Annotated in this window: 22 protein-coding genes; 11 read left to right on the top strand and 11 right to left on the bottom strand. The window is 32.2% G+C overall.

All coding sequences use genetic code 11. From position 1 onward, the window contains the following. Window positions 1-311 precede the first annotated feature (311 nt). From AC5ZCW_RS07160 to AC5ZCW_RS07120, 9 genes are all read right to left on the bottom strand, one after another. Complete coding sequence (locus AC5ZCW_RS07160; protein ID WP_343541349.1) at window positions 312-1,076, bottom strand: LytR/AlgR family response regulator transcription factor; 765 nt, start codon at window positions 1,074-1,076, stop codon at window positions 312-314. A 40-nt stretch (window positions 1,077-1,116) separates the two neighbouring features. Continuing rightward, a complete protein-coding gene (locus AC5ZCW_RS07155) occupies window positions 1,117-1,503 on the bottom strand; it encodes a 2TM domain-containing protein (protein ID WP_343541348.1) in 387 nt (128 codons plus the stop codon). Window positions 1,504-1,516: 13 nt separating this feature from the next. Next, window positions 1,517-1,822, bottom strand: a complete 306-nt coding sequence (locus AC5ZCW_RS07150; RefSeq protein ID WP_260671006.1) for a 2TM domain-containing protein — start codon at window positions 1,820-1,822, stop codon at window positions 1,517-1,519. A gap of 2 nt (window positions 1,823-1,824) precedes the next feature. Continuing rightward, entirely contained in the window at window positions 1,825-2,154 is a 330-nt protein-coding gene (locus tag AC5ZCW_RS07145) for a 2TM domain-containing protein (RefSeq protein ID WP_343541346.1), read from the bottom strand. Beyond that, complete coding sequence (locus AC5ZCW_RS07140) at window positions 2,135-2,458, bottom strand: 2TM domain-containing protein (RefSeq protein WP_343541345.1); 324 nt, start codon at window positions 2,456-2,458, stop codon at window positions 2,135-2,137. The genes AC5ZCW_RS07145 and AC5ZCW_RS07140 overlap by 20 nt, the downstream gene beginning before the upstream one ends. Beyond that, the gene (locus AC5ZCW_RS07135; protein WP_343541974.1) at window positions 2,458-3,795 is read right to left on the bottom strand and encodes a 2TM domain-containing protein; all 1,338 of its coding nucleotides are present in this window, start codon (window positions 3,793-3,795) and stop codon (window positions 2,458-2,460) included. The genes AC5ZCW_RS07140 and AC5ZCW_RS07135 overlap by 1 nt, the downstream gene beginning before the upstream one ends. Before the next feature lie 18 nt (window positions 3,796-3,813). After that, window positions 3,814-4,434, bottom strand: coding sequence for a hypothetical protein (locus tag AC5ZCW_RS07130; protein ID WP_343541344.1), 621 nt, complete (start codon window positions 4,432-4,434; stop codon window positions 3,814-3,816). A 47-nt stretch (window positions 4,435-4,481) separates the two neighbouring features. Beyond that, on the bottom strand, window positions 4,482-4,889 hold the full coding sequence (locus AC5ZCW_RS07125) for a DUF2141 domain-containing protein (RefSeq protein ID WP_343541342.1): 408 nt from the start codon (window positions 4,887-4,889) through the stop codon (window positions 4,482-4,484). Between the two features lie 267 nt (window positions 4,890-5,156). Next, window positions 5,157-7,322, bottom strand: coding sequence for a TonB-dependent receptor (locus AC5ZCW_RS07120; protein ID WP_496118771.1), 2,166 nt, complete (start codon window positions 7,320-7,322; stop codon window positions 5,157-5,159). A 142-nt stretch (window positions 7,323-7,464) separates the two neighbouring features. On the opposite strand from AC5ZCW_RS07120, the gene AC5ZCW_RS07115 reads away from it, so the two are divergent. From AC5ZCW_RS07115 to AC5ZCW_RS07070, 10 genes are all read left to right on the top strand, one after another. Next, a complete protein-coding gene (locus AC5ZCW_RS07115; RefSeq protein WP_198856660.1) occupies window positions 7,465-7,923 on the top strand; it encodes a DinB family protein in 459 nt (152 codons plus the stop codon). Window positions 7,924-7,935: 12 nt separating this feature from the next. Continuing rightward, complete coding sequence (locus AC5ZCW_RS07110; protein ID WP_496118769.1) at window positions 7,936-8,394, top strand: YciI family protein; 459 nt, start codon at window positions 7,936-7,938, stop codon at window positions 8,392-8,394. A gap of 184 nt (window positions 8,395-8,578) precedes the next feature. Next, window positions 8,579-9,925, top strand: a complete 1,347-nt coding sequence (locus AC5ZCW_RS07105) for a hypothetical protein (protein WP_496118767.1) — start codon at window positions 8,579-8,581, stop codon at window positions 9,923-9,925. After that, window positions 9,925-10,500: a sugar O-acetyltransferase gene (locus AC5ZCW_RS07100; protein WP_177212461.1), complete on the top strand. Its 576-nt coding sequence runs from the start codon at window positions 9,925-9,927 to the stop codon at window positions 10,498-10,500. Before AC5ZCW_RS07105 ends, AC5ZCW_RS07100 begins: the two co-directional genes overlap by 1 nt. Further along, window positions 10,500-10,889 (top strand): SMU1112c/YaeR family gloxylase I-like metalloprotein, encoded by a 390-nt coding sequence (gloA2, locus tag AC5ZCW_RS07095; protein ID WP_111363319.1) that lies wholly within the window; start codon window positions 10,500-10,502, stop codon window positions 10,887-10,889. The genes AC5ZCW_RS07100 and gloA2 overlap by 1 nt, the downstream gene beginning before the upstream one ends. 348 nt (window positions 10,890-11,237) lie before the next feature. After that, window positions 11,238-12,521, top strand: coding sequence for a chloride channel protein (locus tag AC5ZCW_RS07090; RefSeq protein WP_343541335.1), 1,284 nt, complete (start codon window positions 11,238-11,240; stop codon window positions 12,519-12,521). 84 nt (window positions 12,522-12,605) lie between these two features. After that, window positions 12,606-13,205: an HPP family protein gene (locus AC5ZCW_RS07085; protein WP_496118764.1), complete on the top strand. Its 600-nt coding sequence runs from the start codon at window positions 12,606-12,608 to the stop codon at window positions 13,203-13,205. A 211-nt stretch (window positions 13,206-13,416) separates the two neighbouring features. Then, window positions 13,417-13,959: an IS1096 element passenger TnpR family protein gene (locus tag AC5ZCW_RS07080; RefSeq protein WP_111378299.1), complete on the top strand. Its 543-nt coding sequence runs from the start codon at window positions 13,417-13,419 to the stop codon at window positions 13,957-13,959. Between the two features lie 95 nt (window positions 13,960-14,054). After that, a complete protein-coding gene (locus tag AC5ZCW_RS07075) occupies window positions 14,055-14,420 on the top strand; it encodes a four helix bundle protein (protein WP_496118762.1) in 366 nt (121 codons plus the stop codon). A 37-nt stretch (window positions 14,421-14,457) separates the two neighbouring features. Next, the gene (locus AC5ZCW_RS07070) at window positions 14,458-15,516 is read left to right on the top strand and encodes a nucleoid-associated protein (protein ID WP_035647713.1); all 1,059 of its coding nucleotides are present in this window, start codon (window positions 14,458-14,460) and stop codon (window positions 15,514-15,516) included. An 89-nt stretch (window positions 15,517-15,605) separates the two neighbouring features. On the opposite strand, the gene AC5ZCW_RS07065 is transcribed toward AC5ZCW_RS07070, so the two are convergent. Next, complete coding sequence (locus AC5ZCW_RS07065) at window positions 15,606-16,187, bottom strand: TetR/AcrR family transcriptional regulator (protein ID WP_496118760.1); 582 nt, start codon at window positions 16,185-16,187, stop codon at window positions 15,606-15,608. Between the two features lie 71 nt (window positions 16,188-16,258). Continuing rightward, window positions 16,259-17,011: an SDR family oxidoreductase gene (locus AC5ZCW_RS07060; protein ID WP_496118759.1), complete on the bottom strand. Its 753-nt coding sequence runs from the start codon at window positions 17,009-17,011 to the stop codon at window positions 16,259-16,261. 226 nt (window positions 17,012-17,237) lie between these two features. Between AC5ZCW_RS07060 and AC5ZCW_RS07055 the strand changes: the two genes are divergently transcribed. Continuing rightward, window positions 17,238-19,607, top strand: coding sequence for a GAF domain-containing protein (locus AC5ZCW_RS07055; RefSeq protein ID WP_496118757.1), 2,370 nt, complete (start codon window positions 17,238-17,240; stop codon window positions 19,605-19,607). Window positions 19,608-19,708: the final 101 nt, after the last annotated feature.

The raw sequence follows: 19,708 nt of genomic DNA, 5'->3' as shown, positions 1-19,708 counted from the left end.
CAGCTTTTTTGTTGGAAGGAATATTATTTTTAAAATTTATTTTATATGCAAAACCCCAGCGGGGTGAAATATTTATAGAATTACATTAAGACAAATAAAAAGAGCTCCGGAGGAGCGACATATATGTAGACTTTACAAAAATATGTCGCTCCTCTGGAGCTTTATCCTGTCAACATTTATCTTTCGCTATAAATATTTCGCTTCTCCGAAGCTTACAAAAAAAGCTGTCCTTTTGAGACAGCCCCTTTCTATCATTTCAATTTTAATCAAATGAATTAAAATCTGCTAAATTTCTATATTTTATTTGTTCTTTATCCTAACCAAGCTTTAAAATCCTGTACCTTCTCTCGGCTTACAATTACCTCATCTTCTTTATAAGTTGGAAGAATCACTTTAAGTCGAGAATTAGTATACACCTGAATTTCTTTGATTGCCTTTAACGGAACAATAAATTTTCTGCTTACGCGAAAGAAATCCTTTTTGTCTAGTTCTTGCTCTAAAATCTCTAATGTCGAATCGATCAAATAATCTCGATTGTCGTAGGTATGAATATAAGTTCCTTTATTTTCGCTGAAAAAACATTCAATTTCTTCTGTAGTAATTACTTTTAAATGTTGTCCTATTTTAACTGTAAATCTCTTTTTATACGTTTTCTCAAAAGGATTTGAGAGCATTTGACGAATTTGCTCGAAGTCTAATTGTAGATTTGAAGTTTCTGCTGTTTTTGGAAGACGCGATTTGAATTTTGAAACCGCAATTTCCAAATCATCTTCATCAATTGGTTTAAGAAGATAATCTATACTGTTTAGTTTGAAAGCTTTTAACGCATATTCATCGTACGCAGTAGTAAAAATGATAGCGCTTTTGATATCTATTTTTTCAAAAATCTCAAATGATAAACCATCAGACAACTGGATATCCAGAAAAATCAAATCTGGATGCGGATTATTTTCAAACCAATGAACCGATTCTTCAACTGAATGAAGCATGATTTCTACGGTTACATCTAACTTTTCAAGTTTTCTTTGTAGCAATCTTGCTGCTGGTTTTTCGTCTTCTATAATTAATGTGATCATTTACTATAATGTGAAATTTGAAAAAATTATGAAGTCAAAGTTACTCCCATTTATTTTTATTTGCAGTATCTTTTTCCATGTATTTTTGGATTTTTCTTTTCTCCCAATCTGCTCCAAAAAACCAATCAGCACCGAAAACAGATAATGCATGAGCTAATAGACCAATTCCCCAAAAAAACACCGTAGAGTACGTTTGCCACTCTGTTAAACCACTTAAATCCATCACCATTAAACCAGCAGACCTGTCTCGAGTCAAACTTGATACAATTATGATAATATTTACAATGATGAAAATTTTCAAATGCGAGTAAAATCTTTTAAGTCTTTTTACTCTTCTATAAGCTGCATTGTAATTTGGATCGTCTGCATACTCCCCAAAATGCTGTTTTGCGTAATCTTCATACATTTCTCTTCTAAAACGTCCCATAACTATATTTTAATTATTTCCACTTATTTTTATTCTGTTTTTCCTTCTCCATAAATTCTTTGATTTTTCTTTCTTCCCATTCTTTACCCATTCCTGGAAAAACTTCAAATACTTTTAATCCGTGAAAAACTACTCCTACTCCCCACCATAATAATGGCCAGAAAAACCATAAATAACTTGGTGATGTATATAAATTTATAAAAATCAAAATCGCATTTACTAATACAAAAGCCAAAAGATTTCCATAAAAACCTTTAATATTTTCTACTTTCTTTTTGGCCTGAATATATTTTTCCTCTTCGCTTAAATTCCTTTCCATAATTATTCCCATTTTTGTTTTTTATACTTTTTCTCTAAAATGCTTCTTAGTTTACGCTCTTCCCATTGCTGTCCGAAAATTCTATACGAAGCAAACAAATCGATTGCAGATCCTACCATTACAGCAGTCCAAATTATTACAATCACCCAATTAATATATTTTATGGGGAAAAATTGCAATGGCAGATTGGTATATTCTTTTAAAAGAAAAACAATCAATACAATGGTGTAAATGAACAAATGTTTGTAAAAAGATTTCAGCTGAATTACTTTTTTACTTGCCAATTCTTGCAGTATTATTTGTTCCTGATCATTACTCAAATTTGTTTCCATAATTACTTTCAAGTCGTTTTTGATTTTCTTTTTCTAAAATTTCCTGAATCTTTTTTTCTTCCCATTTCTTATTAAAGAAAGGTGGAAGACTAAAAACTTTCAGTCCGTGCAATATTATTGCCATTCCCCAACCCATTACAGACCAAATCCACCATAGATATTCAGGAGAAGTCATATAATTTACAACAATCACAATTGGATTACATAAAACGTAGACTGTCAAATGCTCGTAAAATCCTCTTATCTCTTTTACTTTTTTCTGAGCATCATAATAACGAACTGTTTCTGTGAAATTATTTTCCATTACTTCCACGTTTTTTGTTTGTTGTCTTTCTCTAAAATTTCGCGAATTTTTCTTTCTTCCCAATCTGAACTATATCCAAACACTTTAAAGGCATGCATGGCAACTCCAAATCCCCAGCCTAAAGCCGAAAACCAAAACCATTGAAATCCTGGTGAAAATTTTAGATTGATAAATATTAAGAACGGAATTACACAACAATATGAAATTATATTTCCATAAAATCCTTTAAGTTCTTCGACTCTTTTTTTGGCTCTATAATAAGCTTTTGCTTCATCTGTATATTCTGCACTCATTTCCATAACCGCAATTTGTTTCGTTAAAATTGGAATTCTAACTGTGAAATTCTTTTCGTCCTCCTCAATCTTCACTTTTCTGTCTGTTACAATTCCGTATCTGTTTACAATATTCTGCAATCCGACACCTTGTCTATCCTGCAAAACTTCTTTTTTCTGAAGATCATTCTGGATGGCCAGATAATCTTTATCAATAAAAATTCTAATATGAAGCGGTTTTTGCTCGCTCACCACATTGTGCTTTACAGTATTCTCTAGCAAGAGCTGTAAAGAAAGCGGCACCACTTTGGCTTCTGGATTGATGTTTTCTGTTGGCAATTCGTAAAATAAACTATTTTCGAAACGCATTTTCAGAAGATTCATATAGGTTTTTGCAAACGACAACTCGTCTTCAACCGAAACCAATTCTTTATCTTTCTGTTCTAAAACATATCGGTAAATTTTAGATAATGAAGTAGTAAAACGCTGTGCATTATCTGGATTTTCTTCTATTAAAGAACTAAGAACATTTAAGCTATTAAAAAGAAAATGCGGATCAATCTGGTTTTTTAAACTTTCAAATTTGGCATTTGCTGTTCCCGCAATAATCTTTTGTTGTGTAACCTTATTTTCCTGATAGAGTTTATAAAAATTAAGTCCGTGAAAAAACAGTAGAACAATAAAAGTCATTACTGCAGATTCTATGTAATTTTCAGCCTTTTCATTGGCAAGAAAACCAATAATTGTCTTATTCTCGATTATTACACTTGTAAACAAACGTAATATTAAAATTACGATCATCGATATTAAAAAAGAACTTGCAAAACCAATTAAAATTCTCTTTACTGAATATGGATTTTCTCGGAAGACCCTATCTAAAAAATCAAAAAGAACGACATTTACGATATACAAAACCACACTGTAAAGCATGCAATACAAGAAATAAATATAAAGATTCTTGGTAAAGACTGCTGTTCCTAAAGAAGCGAACCGAATTAGAAAAGAGAACAAAAATACTATTCCTCCAACTAAGCATGCTTTTAACAAATTAGGTTTTAATATCATCATATTTATAATACTGAATTATTTACAAGTTTTTTGAATTTCTAAAGCTCTTTCTAATCCCCATTTTGGAGAATAAGGTGTTGCTGGTTTAAAAGTATTAAAAAGTTCAATAGATTTATCAACTTGCGCGCATAAAGGTTTTGTATCTACTCCTGTCCATTTTGCTCCCCCTATCTGATAATCTGCTTCGCCAAAAACTGCTCTCGGATTATTTGGATCTAATGCTTTGGCTTTTGCGTAAGCTTCCATCACTTTAGCAGAATATTTCATTCCGTTTGTCATCGGGTCTGCTACAACATATCCTGTATAAATTAAGGCTTGCATTACATACAATTCTGAGTTGGCTTGGTCTTTTATCAACTCTATATCTAATGCATCTTGTGCTTTGGTCAATAACAAATCGATTTTTGTTTTGTCTTTTTCTGTAAAAACAGCTGTCGCGTTGATCATAGCAACATAATAATTAGGCAGATAGCTATTTTTTTCTGCAGCAGCAATTCTTTCAAATAAAGCCGAAGCTTCAGCATTTTTTCCTTCTTTCCAAAGTCCGAATGCTTTATTCATTCCTTGTTCAAATTGTGTTTGAGCCGAACTTACTACTGCTACAAATAGTGCAATTAAAGTGATGATTTTTTTCATTTTATAAGTTATTTAATGGTTTGTTTAATGGATTAGTTATTTGTTTTTTAGAATACAATTTCAATTTTTGAATCTTTGCTGACGTTAAATTTAGCATCACTATACAAAGGAGGTCCCATAAATCCTTTAGCATTATTTGAAGCTGCATATTCTTCTAGTGGCATCCCCATTGAGTTTCTGTCAAGCTGTCCGTTGCTATTTTCATCATGATACGTTGAGATTGCATATTCTCCCGCTGGAAGATCATCAAAAGTTACAACCGCTTTATTGTCTTTAATTTCCGAAGCCAAACTTTTGTAAGTTGTTTTAAGGAAAGTTCCGTCTGAATTATATAATCCTACTTTCACGATTCCTGTGTCATTTTTCAAACCTGAAACGGCAACAGTTAATTTCACATTTTGAGCAGACATTAAGCTGCAGATAAATAAGATAGTTATTGTAATAATTTTGGTCATGATTTCTATTTTTTTTAAGGTTCTAAGTTACTAAGGTTCTGAGGTTCTAAGTTTTCTTGTTGATGATTAAAACTCGGTTTGTTAATTTATACTTCAAAAGTATATCGGTTTTTACTCTTTTAAAATTAAATGATGCTGAGTTGTTGATTTTTGATGATGAATTGTTTTTTTAAGTTGCTAAGGTTCTGAATCGCTAAGATTCTAAGTTTTTTTATGGCAAAACCTTAGTAACTTAGAACCTTAGCAGCTTAGCATCTTTACCACGAACTACAAGTTTTTCAACTGATTCTCATTCTTATTCTGGCTGATCGTCCAAAAGAAACCTACGAAAAAGAATCTGTCTGCTGTTGGCACTACCGCTTGTCTTTGATACACTCCGCTTGCGTCTGGTGTTTTGGCGTAATCATATCCAAAAATATTCTGAGTTCCTAAAACATTTGAAACTGAGAAAAAAAGGATTTTTTGTGTCGTTAATAAATACGCCCAGCTGAAACTTAAACTATTGTACGATTTCGTTTTCCCGTTCATAAACTGTGTCTGGTTCGGATCGTTGTATGGACGACCTGAACTAAAACTGTTTGTTAAACTAACCTGAGATTTCCAGTCCGTAATAAAATATTTTGCTACAACAGATAAGTTATGATTGGCAATAAAACTTGGAGTTGCCATGTTTGGAAAGTTTTTATACTGTCTTTCTGAATCGATATAAGAGTACGAAATCCAATATTCTAGGTTTTTGTGCAAATTGCTGTCTCTCCAAAATAAATCGAATCCTTTTGCGTAACCAGATCCATTATTATTAAAAACCGAATTGTACTGAATATCTCTTGTATCATATTGCACCAAATTACTGTAATCTTTATAATAAGCCTCTGCTCTAAGTGTTTGACCTATTCTTGTAAACGTATAATTGAAAATATAATGTCTTGCTTTTTCACTTTCAAACTGATGATATTTAGAAAATTTAATATAATCTACAACTGGTGTTTGAGAATAATCTCCATAAGCAAACGAGAACTGACTGTTTTTCGAAGCTTTATAACCTAATGAAGCTCTCGGTGCGATATTATTTTCGTTTAATAAACTATTGTTTGAATATCTTAAACCAACTTTTAAAGCTAGTTTTTTAGAAAATAAAAGATCTCCTTCTGTATAAGCTGCAAAAATGTTTGAATCGTAACCATTTGTAACATTAAGTGAAATATTATCGGCTACGTTTTCATCGTATTTTGTAATGAAATAATCACTTCCAAAAGACAATTTAAAAAAGTTCGAAAATTTCTTGCTTAATTTCAGTTTCAGCTGAGCTGCATTTTCTTGGTTTTCAATTCCTGTAATATCATATTTCAGTTTGTTTTTGCTGTAACCGTAGCTCACTCCTGAAGTAATCTGCCATCCAGTTCCAAAACTTCCTTTGTAAGATGAATTCAAATAAAAGTTATTATTGTTCATATCAGTTCGAATCGGGTTCTCGAAATTGACATTTTTCTGATTCAAATCAAACTTCTCAGAATCAAAAGAGGCATACAGCTTAAATATTCCGTTTGTGAAGTTATATCTATAAACGGTTTCTCCCCCAAGTGATTGATACGGATTATTCCACTCTACGTTTTGCGGAATAACAGCCTGATAAGGTGCTAAATTCACATACATCATATTTACACTAAGAGAACTTTTTTTGAATTTCTGCGTATTTCCTAAACTCAAACCAACCGTCATTAATCCGATATCTGTTTTATCATGATCTTCTTCGTCTTTTGTATTTAGAAGCAAAACACTCGACAAAGCTTCGCCATATTCTGCAGAATAACCTCCAGTAGAAAATGCAATTCCATTAAACAAGAAAGGAGAAAACCTGCTTCTTGTAGGCAAATTATTTGTTGTAGCACCATACGGTTGTGCCACACGAATTCCGTCAACAAAAGTTTGTGTTTCGCTTGCTTCTCCTCCACGTACAAACAAACGTCCATCTTCACCAACCGTTTGAGTTCCTGGCAAAGTCTGTAAAGCTGCCACTATATTTCCTGCAGAACCTGCTGTAGTAACAATATCTAAAGGTTTTAAAACAGAAACTCTAGCTTTGTCTCCAGATTCTAAAGTTCCAGCTGTAATAACAACGGCATCCAAAGTATTAATATTCTCTTTTAATTTTACTACTTGATCTTTATAATTAGCAACATCAATTTCTTGTTTGTAGGTCTCAAAAAGTAGAAAACTTACCACTAAAAATTTATTTCCAGTTTCTGTAGTTTCAAAAGAAAATTCTCCAGTTTCAGTACTTGTTGCTCCGTCGTAAGTTCCGTCAATATATATATTAGCGCCAACAACAGGTTTTCCTTTTGGATCTACTATTTTTCCAGAAATAGTATTTTGAGCAAAAATTAAAGCTGTAAAAAATAAAAAGCTTATTGTAAAAAATAATTTGGTTTTCATGTCATCTTTGGTTTTTGATGAAGCAAATGTATTTTAACAATTCATGTTAAAAAATATATAATAACCCAATTGTAGATTTTCGAGGATGAGTTGTAAAATACTAATTTGTATCTTAGTAACGTGTTTCTAAAAACTATTATCTATGTCAGAAAGTAAAAGAGTTTCGAATTTATATCAATCCATTTATAATGGAAATCCATGGCTTGAAGTAACCTTAGCAGATACTTTGAAAGATGTAACTGCAGCTCAGGCTTATAAAAAAATCAATCCTAACTTAAACACGATTTGGGAAATTGTCAATCACCTAATACAATGGAGAAGAAACATATTAAAGCGTGTTCAAGGAGAAATAATTACAACTCCCGATCATAATTATTTTGTGCCAATTTTAGATTCATCTGAGCCCGCTTGGGAACAATCACTTCAAAGTCTGGCAAAATCTCAGGAATTATGGAGTGCTTGCCTGAATGATTTTAATGATGAGGATTTCGAAAAAATAGATTTAAATAATAATCACAATTTTTATGAAGATATTCACGGAATCATTCAACATGACGTTTATCATTTGGGGCAGATTGTTATTTTGAAGAAGTTGCTTTAAAAATTCATAATCATGAAAAAGCCACTTTTAATTTTTGCTTTTTTAGTAATGAGTGCAATCGGGTTTTCACAAGAATCCGAAGTTAAATATGATGAAGCTCTAGCCAAATCTCTCCATGCTGACGAATACGGAATGAAGAAATATGTTTTTTGTCTTCTAAAATCTGGAAGTAATACAACAGCTTCTAAAGAAGAAACCAAAAAACTTTTTGAAGGACACATGGAAAATATTGGCAAATTGGCTAAAGAAGGAAAACTAGTTGTTGCAGGACCTTTCATGAAAAATGATCGAAATTATCGTGGCATTTATATTTTTAATGTCGAAACGGTGGAAGAAGCCAAAGCGCTTGTTGCCACCGATCCAGCAATAAAAGCCAATTTACTCGAAGCCGAATTAACGCCTTGGTACTGCACCGCAGCTTTGCAGGAAATTCCGAAAATGCATGAAAAAATTGCCAAGACGAAAATGTAAAATTTAATTCCCTGCATTTATTTGCTTTTATCTAATTATGACAAACAAGCTTTCAATTTGTAATTCTTTATCAAGTTTTCTTGTAATTATGTTTTTTCTGTTGGGTTGTTCACGAAAAAATAGTGTTGAAATTTCTAAGGAAACAAATCTAATTGTAAAAAAAATAGAGAATATAAATGTTCTAATGGGTTCAGCTGTGGGGGAAAGCGGAAATAAACCTGAACAATATGATAATTTTGAAGCATTGAAAAAAACTGCTTCCAAAGAAGAGTTATTACAATTAACCAATCATTCAAATGCAGTTGTACGCTGTTATTCTTTTTGGGCTTTGGGCAATTATAAAAATTTTGATTTACTTTTATTAGTTAAAAGCCATATCAATGATGATGCTCTTGTAAAAACTCAATTTGGCTGTATTGGAGCTACTGAAAAAGTAGGTGATTTTTTTATCAATCTTGTAAATCCTAAGCATAAGAATTCTCAAATTAGACAACTAAATGATGAGGAATTTTCCAAATTAGAAAATATTTTAATCAATCAGAAAAATGATCTTTATGCTTCAGATAATGCAATTGAAAATGCAGTGCCAACAAAAGCTTTATATCCAAAAGTAAGAACCTTATATATTAAAGACCATAATCAAAGTGCATTAGTAACTTTATCAAAATACAAAAGCCCAAATGATATTGAACTAATTCTCAATAACAGAGATAAAGATCAAGATGATGATGGTGAAAGTGGTTATTTTTTCACGTATCGAGCCATTCAAAATTTTCCAGACGCTCGTTTTTTACCTTTTTTAGAAAAGAAAGTATATGAAAGTTTAGACAATGATCATTTTTCAAATGAATGGCTAGAAATGTATGGGGCAATTGCAGCTTATAAAAATCAAAAAGCTGTTGAACTGTTAAAAATTCCCTTTACAAAATATCAAAATCAAAACATTAGAAAATATCGTATTAAGTTTGTTTACGAAGCCATTTTAGCAAATCAATCTAAATTATACGATGATTTATTGTGGAAGATTTGGCAAGACGAACACGTTATCACTTTGGACGGATTTAAATATTTATTAAAAGTAAATAGTGCAAAAACTTTAGAATTTGCTAAAAAGGAGCTTAAGCCAAGTTATCAAATAAAAAACATAAAAAAAACTGCTCAGACCAATCAAAAAATGCTTACTGAAAATTTAGAAGAAACTTTATTAAATTTTATTCTTTTAAACGACAAATCCTTTGCCTATAGCATCTTAAAAGAAAAAATTATGAATGCCTACGTTAGTGATTTTGAAATTTATTGTACAAAAGTTTTAGAATTACAAGATTCTTCTTTTGCACCAATTCTTTTCAAAAGATTAACAACAGAAGATAATGCAAATGTTTATATTCCAATTGTTGAAACTTTAATTTCTTTTAAAGACAAAGCTATCAACAAAAAAATATTGGAGACAAGAAAGCAAAACAAAAATATGAATCAAGATTGGGGAAGCGATTCTTTAGACGAAATTCTAAAAAAGAACAATATTAAATAATGAAAACAGAAAAAGAAAAAATGATCTCTGGCGAATATTATAATGCCTTTGATCCAGAATTAGTAAAAGGACGCCGTGCGGCAAAAAACCTTTTACATAGCTTAAATGTAAAAGAATATCGAGTTACCAAGAAAGCAAAAGAGATTCTAAAAGAATTGATTCCGAACGCTGGAGCTGGTCTTTATATTGAACCTCCTTTTCATTGTGATTATGGCTACAATATTTTTGCTGGCGAAAATGTTTATTTTAATGTGAATTGTGTGGTTTTAGACTGTGCGCCAGTAAATATTGGCTCAAATGTATTTATTGCACCAAATGTTCAGATTTATACCGCTTCGCATCCGCTTGACGCTGAACTAAGAAAAACATTAGAAAATGCGTATCCTGTTACAATTGGAGACGATTGCTGGATTGGCGGAAATTCGGTTATCTGCCCAGGCGTAACAATCGGAAAAGGCTGTGTTATTGGAGCTGGATCTGTCGTTACAAAAGATATTCCAGATAATTCGCTTGCTGTTGGAAATCCAGCAAAAGTTATTCGAAAATTAAATCAAGAACCTGAATCAAAAAAATAATGCTTACCCTTAATAAAGTTCATCATATTGCCATTTTATGTTCCGATTACGAAAAATCGAAATATTTCTATACTCAGATTTTAGGTTTAACCATTATTCGTGAAATTTACCGCGAAGAACGCCAATCTTATAAATTGGATTTGGCTTTAAATGGCTCTTATGTTGTGGAGTTATTTTCATTTCCAAATCCGCCGCAAAGACCTTCAAGACCAGAAGCGGTTGGTTTAAGACATTTGGCATTTGAAGTCATTAATCTAGAAGAAACGATTGCTTTTTTAACTTCAAAAAACATAGAATCTGAACCGATAAGAATTGATGAAACCACAGAAAAGCGTTTCACTTTTATCGCAGATCCTGATTTATTACCGATTGAGTTTTATGAGAGATAAGCTTTTTGCCATAAAGGCGCTAAGACGGAAAGTTTTTTTTTAAGTATTTAAGATTGAATTGCGTCCAGCTTTAGCTGGATGTCAAATAGAAACATTTAAAAAAGGCTTTAGCCAAATCTGCGAAGTTTGGCTAAAGCCTTTCATTGTTTAAAACTTACTCCCCTAGCTGAAGCTAGGGGCTATTTAAATATCTTTGCGTCTTAGTGCCTTTGTGGCAAAAATAACGTCGAAAGAATTTTCCTGTTTATATCCATTTTAACACACTAAAATAAAGATTTCCTAGAAAAAACCGAATTTGATGCTTAATTTTGTAATCCGCAGAAAAAAAATGCGATTCTCAAACTTATAATGATGAACAAAACGGCGCAAATCAAAAAAAATCATCAATTAATTAAACTCCGAAAATTAGTTATTGTTTCTATCTTAATTGGCTTCCTTTCTGCCTTTCTCGGAATTTCACTAAAAAAAATAACCGAATATTACGAAGAAATTTTCTTTCACGAAGTTTCGGTTCATCCAATATTTTATATTGTTTTCCCTGTTTTTGGATTATCAGTAATTTATTTTCTTAGACAATATCTTTTTAAGAAAAAAGAAAACAAAGGAATCAAAGAAGTTTTTGAAAGCACTGCATCAAAATCTAAAAATCTGCCTTCTTATAAAATTCCATCTCACTTCATAAACGGCTTATTGACCGTTATTTTTGGAGGTTCTACAGGAATTGAAGTTTCTACCGTTGTAGCCACAGCAACTATTGGTTCTGTAGCGCATGAAAAAGAAAATGTTTTCCGTCAATATAAAACAGAACTTATCTGCGCGGGAGTTGCGGCGGGAGTCACAGCACTTTTCAGCAGTCCGATTGCAGGAGTTTTATTTGCTTTCGAAGTAATTTCTAGAAAAGTAACGCGAGCATTTATCATTTCAAATTTAATTGCCGTTTCTATCGCTTTTGGTTTACTAACGATTTTAAAAGAAGAACCATTATTTGCAGTTTCCATCACAACATGGAACTTAAAAGCAATTCCGTACTTCATTCTTTTAGGAATCTTAGCGGGAATGAATTCTGTTTATCTAACACGTTGTGTTTTATTCTTCAAATCTCAATTTGGAAAAATCGATACGCATTATTACAAAATCATTTTAGGATCTGCGGTTTTAAGTATTTCATTATTCTTTTTTCCTCAATTATACGGAGAAGGTTATCATGCCATTAAAGGAATTTTTGGGCCTTCATCTCAGCTTCCGCTAACCATTACATTGGCCGTAACATTTATCGGAATATTGATTCTAAAACCTATTGTAACTTCAATTACTCTAGCTTCTGGCGGTGACGGCGGTGTTTTTGCACCAAGTTTATTCATCGGTGCATTTTTAGGATTATTGTTGGCTTCTATCTTAAACAGCTTTTTTCATGTAAATGTAATTCCGGTTAACTTTATGATTATCGGAATGGCTGCGGTTCTTAGTGCAAGTATTCATGCACCATTTACAGCTATTTTCTTAGTTTGCGGTTTAACAAACGATTATACTTTGTTTTTTCCGATTCTTGCAGTTTGCTTGATTTCAAAATATACAGCCAAAACAATTTATCCTTACACTGTTTATAGCTATTCTCCAAGTTTAGTTAAATAATTTCAGGCTATTACAATCTGAAGATTTAAAGGATATAGCAAAGTATATTTAAAAGCATAACGAGTAAAATATAAAACCACAATAATGCCAACAGAAAAAATAAAAAGAAGCTATCGCAAAACACGTTACATTCTTTATAAAGAAACTTTAATTGATTATAAAGAGCATTTTTGGTCATTTCTAGGTTCGTTTGTTGGAATTGGGATTCTTGCCTATCTTGAATCTTCACAATTTACAGGAAGCGATGTCGTTTATTTGATTGGATCTTTTGGCGCCTCGAGTGTTTTGATTTACGGAATTATACAAAGTCCGTTTTCACAACCAAGAAATTTAATTGGAGGACATCTTATTTCAGCCTTTATAGGAGTTACCGTAAATAAACTAGTACCTGATATTGTATGGATTTCGGCTCCTCTTGCTGTCTCTCTTTCGATTATTTTCATGCAGATTACAAAAACCTTACATCCACCTGGAGGTGCAACAGCTTTAATTGCTGTTACCGGTTCTGCACAAATAAAGGGCTTAGGATATATGTATGTGATTTCTCCTGTTCTTGTTGGTGTTTTAATTTTATTTGTGACTGCCTTGTTTTTTAATAATATTACTTCAAGCAGAAGTTATCCAAGCCATAGCACTTATCATAAACATTATCATAAAATTAGAAAAAGACTGGCGAGAAAATAATTCTGGCCCTTCTCCTGCAAGGTTTTCAAAACTTTGTAGGCATAAACTTCAGCACTAATAAGACCTACGAGGTTTTGAAAACTTCTCAGGATCACAAAAAAATTAAAACACAGAAAAACAAGAGACTAAAATCTTTTCAACAAATCGTAATTCGTGATTCGTATTTCGTTTTTTATATTTTACCTTTGACCTCTCAATAAAAACAAAGATTATGGTTTATAAATTTAGAGTTATTCTAGACGCCGAAGAAGATATTTTTAGAGACATTGCTATTCTTGAGGAAGATACACTTGAAGATTTACACAATGCAATCTTCAATGCTTTTGGCTTTGACGGATCAGAAGTGGCTTCATTTTATACTTGTGATGACACTTGGAATCAGGAAGATGAAATTCCGCTTTTTGATACAGGAGATGTTCCTGGCGAAATGAGAACCATGAACGATTATCCGTTATCTAGTATTTTAGACAAAGAAAATACAAAGATTATCTACGTTTACGATTTCATAAGTATGTGGACTTTCTTAGTTGAATTGGCTGCAATCGAAGACGAAGCTGTAGGAGCAACGTATCCAGAAACTTTATTCTCTCACGGTGAAATGCCAGACGAAGCTCACGAAAAAAACTTCGAAGCCGATGACATGCACGACGATATCTACGGAGAATTTGAAGACGACTTAGACGAAGACGATCTTGACATGTTCGAAGGTGATGACAGCTTCGAAGATTATGGATTTGAGGAGAATTGGAATTAATTTGAGGTTCTAAGGTTCTGAGACGCTAAGGTTCTAAGGTTTTATTTTTGAAAGTTTTTTCTTGTTTTTAATTCTTCGAATTAAAAATATTAAGCATGAGCAATTTTAGAACTTTATTGGTTTGGCAGAAATCTATGACCTTGATTACCAAAATTTATTCCTTAACAAACAAATTTCCAAAAGAAGAAGTCTTCGGATTAACTTCTCAAATTAAACGAAGCTCGATTTCAATTCCCAGTAATATTGCCGAAGGATATGGAAGAGAAAGCAATAAAGAACTTTTGCGTTTTTTAAGCATTTCTATTGGTTCTCTATTCGAAATGCAAACGCAATTAGAAATCGCAAAAAATATATCTTATTTAAAAGAAGACGATTTTAACAATTTATATGAGGATACCCGAGAGATAGAAAGAATGTTAGTTTCTTTTATAAAAAAAATAAAAGACAGAACCAAACCTTAGTACCTTAGCATCTCAGAACCTCAGTACCTAAAAAAATATGATAAATTTATTCAACACCCACATCGACACGCTGTCTATACACCGCGTAGGAAACAAAAGCCGTAACGAAGCAATTTTTTTATCGGAGCAGCCATTTAATTTAAATGACGAGATCGTTCCTTTGATAAAAGAATTCTTTTTTAAGCCTTTTAGAGAAAAAGAAGAAAACTATTATCAGTTTGCACACGAAGTGGACTTGGATTACAACGACATGTTTAAATATGCAACTGAGATTTTTGCTAATCCGTCAAATGTTCATGAGGTTTCTAAGAACATCACAAAGCATTTATTTGAGCAGTCAAATCACCCGCACATTAAAAACGGAGAGGTTTACGTAACTTACTTAACAAACTTAAGCATTGATAATAATGTAGTTGATGCCATCGGTATTTTTAAAAGCGAGTTACAAGCCGACTTTTTACAGTTTGAAGAAAACGGAAGTAACCTTGAAATGATTTTACAGCAAGGTATCAACTTGAGTAAATTGGATAAAGGGTGTTTGATTTTCAACTATAAAAAAGAAGAAGGATACAAAATTTTAACTGTAGACAGCAACCGCTATGACGCACGCTACTGGTTAGAACACTTTTTATCTGTTGATGCTTTTGAAGATGAAAATTTCATCACAAAAAAATATTTAAAGTTCTGTCAAAACTTCGCAAAAGACGTGGTTTTGCCAGCAGAAGACAAGAAAGAGGAAGTAATGTTTATGAACCGATCTGTGAATTATTTCGCTAAAAACGATCAGTTTGAAGAGCAGAATTTCTTGAATGAAGTACTAGACAATCCTGATTTGATTCCTGAATTTAAAAACTATAAAGTTGATAAAGGAGAAAAATACAGCATCGAAGATGTAACCTCATTCCCTATCGCCAACGCAGCAGTTTCTGACGCTAGAAAATCGATTAAAAACGTCATTAATTTGGATACTCATATTCAGATTAAAATGGATTTCATCAACCCTGAAAGTGCAGAAAAATTTGTTGAAAAAGGCTGGGATGAAGAAAAACAAATGTATTACTACTTAGTTTACTTCAATAAAGAAGAGAAAAGCTAAGAAGTTTTCATTTTCTATTACTTACTTAAAACAGAAAACGGCAATTACAAAAGTAACTGCCGTTTTTTTTATTATCTTAAATTTCAATGTTATAAAACCGAGAATACGGCTTTTACAATATCATCGTACACTTGTTTGTTTCTTTCTCCAGTGCGAGCTAAAACTCGAATTCCTGAGTAATTATTAAAGATAAATCGAGCCAAAACTTTTGCATCCAGCTGTTTGGAAATATGTCCTGCCTCCTGCCCTTTTTTAACAGCATTTGAAAAAACTTCTTCCATAGTTTGGCTATTGTCTTTTACAATTTTGGCAATTTCTTCATCGTGCATCGCTAACTCTACAGAAGAATTAACCATAAAACAGCCTTTTGTAATTCGATCTTCTAAACTTTCGATCACTGCTTGCTTAAAAATAGCCTGCAAAGTTTCTTTGACATTCTCAGATTTTTCTAAAAGTTCTTTGACTGCATCTTGAGCTTGCTTCTGATAACGCTGCAAAGATTTTGTAAACAATTGCTGCTTATCTCCAAAAGTATCATATAAACTAGAACGGCTTAAACCTAAATGCGTCACCAAATCCTGAGCAGAAGTGCCGTTATAACCTTTGTGCCAAAAAATTTCGATTGCTTTATCTAAAGCCTGATCTTCATCAAATTCTTTCGTTCTAGCCATGACATTCAAATTAAATTCATTTACAAAGATATAAAAATACGGAACAATCGTTCCTGAATAAGTCAAAAAAATTATAGCACTGTATTTACGATAAGTCCACCATCAACAACAATTTCAGATCCAGTGATAAATGAAGCATCATCTGAAGCTAAGAAACTAACTGTTTTTGCAACTTCAGCAGCTTGTCCAAAACGTTTTAATAAAATTTTCTCCCCCAAAGCAGATCCTAAACCTTCTACTTCTTCTTTTTCTAAACCAACTTTTCCGTACAATGGTGTTTCGATTGGACCAGGAGAAACCGCATTTACCCTAATTTTTCTTGAAGCCAATTCTACAGCAAAAACTTTATTTAAAGATAATACAGCTGCTTTACTCGCTGCATATACACTTGAATTTGGCATTCCAACATGAGCGTTTACAGAAGTATTAAAGATAATTGAACCGCCGTCATTTAAAATTGGAAGCACTTTTTGGACTGTAAAATAAACTCCTTTTACATTGACATTCATAATACTGTCATAATGATCTTCTGAAGCTGAATCTAGTGGCGCAAAAGCTGCAATTCCAGCGTTCAAGAATAAAATATCAACTTTACCAAATTTTGCTTTTACTTCTTCAACTAAATTGTCGATTGATTTTAAATCAGATTGATCAGCTACAATTCCTGTAACATTCAATTCTTTTTCCGCTTTTGCCAAAGCTTCTTTGTTTCTTCCTGTTACAATTACTTTTGCTCCTTTTGCTGCTAAATCTGCTGCGGCTGCATATCCAATTCCGCTGTTTCCACCTGTCACGATTGCTACTTTGTTTTCTAAATTTTTCATTTTATTTATTATTTAAGTTATTGATTATTCAATTATTATGACACAAAGATATAATAACGGAACGATCGTTCCGTTATTATTAAAGTTAAATTTATGTTAAAATATTTAACTTAGAATAGAAACGCCCGCCAAATAAGGAATTATCTATAGAATGATAAACGAAAGAAATCGCAAAATGAGGCTGATTCTTAATTTATGCTTAATTTTGCATTAAAAAATAACTCAGATGGATATTCAATTTTTTAAAGAAAGTCCTTTTACCACTATAATTTCATTTCACAAGCTAATCGAATCTTTTGAAGAGATTGCGCAGTCAGACGTTGATTACAGATCAAATTATGCCAAAGCAATTTTAGAACAAATTGAATTAATTCCGGAATTAAGGACTGGAATCCAGGATTATTCGGTTATCAAAAACAATGAAGCTTTAATTAAAAATATATTAGCCGATTTATTTCCGACTGCATTGACGTACAACGAAATAAAAGCGATAACGATTCCATTTCAAAACATCTCCTTTAATTATACAGAGCGTTTCAAAAAAATCCTCAAAAATGCGGGAGACGAATTTTATATGGAAATTCGTGACTTTAGTGACCATCAATTCTATATCAATAACTGTTGTTTAATTTTGAGCAGTTATTACAAACAGCAAATCGATTTCAATCAGCCGTTTTTCTATGACATTCCGAATGAAAATGGAATTGAAAAACATTATCGCATTTTGTACAATGCTGATTTCATGGAAATTACTCCAACCGAAAGTGCTGTTCCCCTAACTCAAGAAGATATTGATCAATTACTTGATAATTATAACGATATCAATTTATGGAAATCTAAATTCCCAAAAGGAAGCTGGATATTAAGAGGTTTCGGTATTGTTTCTTTATTTGATGCCACAACCGAAAGTGCTATTTCTATATTGAAAAGCAGTTTACTAAAACCTGGCCCAAAAACAGTTGCCACGGATCAGGAAGTTTCTAATATTTTTCAGTCGATTTTTAATCTTCCGAATTTAAAAGTCGGGTTTATTATCTATAATCCTGAAGAAGAGAAATTTATGAGGCCTGCAAAATACGAAAATCAGATGAAGAGCTTTTTGCTTTCAGCTGATCAGGAAGTAGATTGCAAAAATGCTTTTTTTGGCTGTTCTTTCGAAAATTTATTGGACAAAAGAGAACCTTTTGTTATTTCTAATGTCAGCAAGTTTACCGAAGAATCAACAAATAAAAGACTTGGCGAACATTTACTTACGCAAGGTATTCAAAGCTGCATTTTTGCTCCGGTAATTAAAAGCGGACAATTATTGGGCGTTGTTGAACTGGTTTCTGAAAACCCGAGAGATTTAAACAGTGTCAATGCCACAAAACTAGATTTGGTTCTACCGTATTTAACTGATACTATTGATCGTTATAATACCGATATGCAGCATCAGATTGAAGCGATTATTCAGCGCGAATATACTACGATTCACCCAAGCGTATATTGGAAATTCAAAAGAGAATCTCAGAACTATTTTCAAAATATGAATCATACTAAAGATTATATTTTTAAAGAAATTGTCTTTAAAAATGTATATCCGCTGTATGGACAAATTGATATTAAAGGCTCTTCTGAACATCGTAATGAAACGGTAAAAATTGATTTGAAAAGTCAATTGACTGCTCTTATGGAAATTTTTGATAATCAAGAAGAAAATTCAAACCTAGTTCTTCTAGAACAAAGAAAATTTGAATTGGAATCGCTTCGAAGCGAATTGGATTATCCACTAAAAGCAGATACTGAACAGCATATTCAGCGTTATATAGAAGAAGAAATTCATCCGATACTGAAAAACACTAAAAGCAATCCTAAATCTGAAAAATTAGAGCAATTATACTTTGACAGTCTGGATGAAAAAACAGGAATGTTTTATCAGGAAAGAAAGAAGTTTGATAATGCCATGTCGATTATCAATAAAAGACTAGCAACGGTTTTGGATAAAAAACAAGTTGAAGCGCAGCAGATTTATCCGCATTATTACGAACGTTTTAAAACGGATGGTGTTGAACACAACTTATATATCGGAGCTTCAATTTCTCCAACAAAACCTTTCGATATTATGTATTTGCACAATCTTCGTTTGTGGCAGCTGCAAACTTTATGCGAAATGGAACTGGAACACCATGAACTTAAGGAATCTCTTCCATACGAACTGGATGTTACTTCTTTAATTCTCGTTTTTAGTTCTGCACTTTCTATCCGTTTTAGAATGGACGAAAAACGTTTTGATGTAGATGGAACTTACAATGCAAGATATGAAGTTGTTAAAAAACGAATTGACAAATCGCATATTAAAGGAACAAACGAAAGAATTACCGAGAAAGAGAAAATTACAATTGTATATTCTCAAAATAGCGAAGAGGCAGAATATTTAAAGTATATTAAATATTTACAGCACAAGAAAATACTTGAACCGTCAATAGAGCAATTTGAAGTTGAAGATCTTCAGGGAGTTTCTGGTTTAAGAGCAATTCGTGTCAAAGTAATAAACAATAGTTCAAACCCAGGAATTAAGAAAATAACTTATCAGGATTTATTAGATGAGCTCAACTAAATAGTTGAGCTTTTTTTATTGACCAAATAATTGAACACGAAAAAAACGGATTCGCTATCGCGAAAACGCGGAAAAAAACGGATTTTTTCAATCTATAATAA

The sequence above is a fragment of the Flavobacterium sp. PLA-DH12 genome, assembly GCF_059511845.1.
This window is presented reverse-complemented; position numbering and strand designations above follow the sequence as displayed.

Coding starts and splice junctions, on each gene's coding strand:
- AC5ZCW_RS07160 (WP_343541349.1), bottom strand. CDS start 1,076: ATGATCACATTAATTATAGAAGACGAAAAACCAGCAGCAAGATTGCTA.
- AC5ZCW_RS07155 (WP_343541348.1), bottom strand. CDS start 1,503: ATGGGACGTTTTAGAAGAGAAATGTATGAAGATTACGCAAAACAGCAT.
- AC5ZCW_RS07150 (WP_260671006.1), bottom strand. CDS start 1,822: ATGGAAAGGAATTTAAGCGAAGAGGAAAAATATATTCAGGCCAAAAAG.
- AC5ZCW_RS07145 (WP_343541346.1), bottom strand. CDS start 2,154: ATGGAAACAAATTTGAGTAATGATCAGGAACAAATAATACTGCAAGAA.
- AC5ZCW_RS07140 (WP_343541345.1), bottom strand. CDS start 2,458: ATGGAAAATAATTTCACAGAAACAGTTCGTTATTATGATGCTCAGAAA.
- AC5ZCW_RS07135 (WP_343541974.1), bottom strand. CDS start 3,795: ATGATATTAAAACCTAATTTGTTAAAAGCATGCTTAGTTGGAGGAATA.
- AC5ZCW_RS07130 (WP_343541344.1), bottom strand. CDS start 4,434: ATGAAAAAAATCATCACTTTAATTGCACTATTTGTAGCAGTAGTAAGT.
- AC5ZCW_RS07125 (WP_343541342.1), bottom strand. CDS start 4,889: ATGACCAAAATTATTACAATAACTATCTTATTTATCTGCAGCTTAATG.
- AC5ZCW_RS07120 (WP_496118771.1), bottom strand. CDS start 7,322: ATGAAAACCAAATTATTTTTTACAATAAGCTTTTTATTTTTTACAGCT.
- AC5ZCW_RS07115 (WP_198856660.1), top strand. CDS start 7,465: ATGTCAGAAAGTAAAAGAGTTTCGAATTTATATCAATCCATTTATAAT.
- AC5ZCW_RS07110 (WP_496118769.1), top strand. CDS start 7,936: ATGAAAAAGCCACTTTTAATTTTTGCTTTTTTAGTAATGAGTGCAATC.
- AC5ZCW_RS07105 (WP_496118767.1), top strand. CDS start 8,579: ATGGGTTCAGCTGTGGGGGAAAGCGGAAATAAACCTGAACAATATGAT.
- AC5ZCW_RS07100 (WP_177212461.1), top strand. CDS start 9,925: ATGAAAACAGAAAAAGAAAAAATGATCTCTGGCGAATATTATAATGCC.
- gloA2 (WP_111363319.1), top strand. CDS start 10,500: ATGCTTACCCTTAATAAAGTTCATCATATTGCCATTTTATGTTCCGAT.
- AC5ZCW_RS07090 (WP_343541335.1), top strand. CDS start 11,238: ATGATGAACAAAACGGCGCAAATCAAAAAAAATCATCAATTAATTAAA.
- AC5ZCW_RS07085 (WP_496118764.1), top strand. CDS start 12,606: ATGCCAACAGAAAAAATAAAAAGAAGCTATCGCAAAACACGTTACATT.
- AC5ZCW_RS07080 (WP_111378299.1), top strand. CDS start 13,417: ATGGTTTATAAATTTAGAGTTATTCTAGACGCCGAAGAAGATATTTTT.
- AC5ZCW_RS07075 (WP_496118762.1), top strand. CDS start 14,055: ATGAGCAATTTTAGAACTTTATTGGTTTGGCAGAAATCTATGACCTTG.
- AC5ZCW_RS07070 (WP_035647713.1), top strand. CDS start 14,458: ATGATAAATTTATTCAACACCCACATCGACACGCTGTCTATACACCGC.
- AC5ZCW_RS07065 (WP_496118760.1), bottom strand. CDS start 16,187: ATGGCTAGAACGAAAGAATTTGATGAAGATCAGGCTTTAGATAAAGCA.
- AC5ZCW_RS07060 (WP_496118759.1), bottom strand. CDS start 17,011: ATGAAAAATTTAGAAAACAAAGTAGCAATCGTGACAGGTGGAAACAGC.
- AC5ZCW_RS07055 (WP_496118757.1), top strand. CDS start 17,238: ATGGATATTCAATTTTTTAAAGAAAGTCCTTTTACCACTATAATTTCA.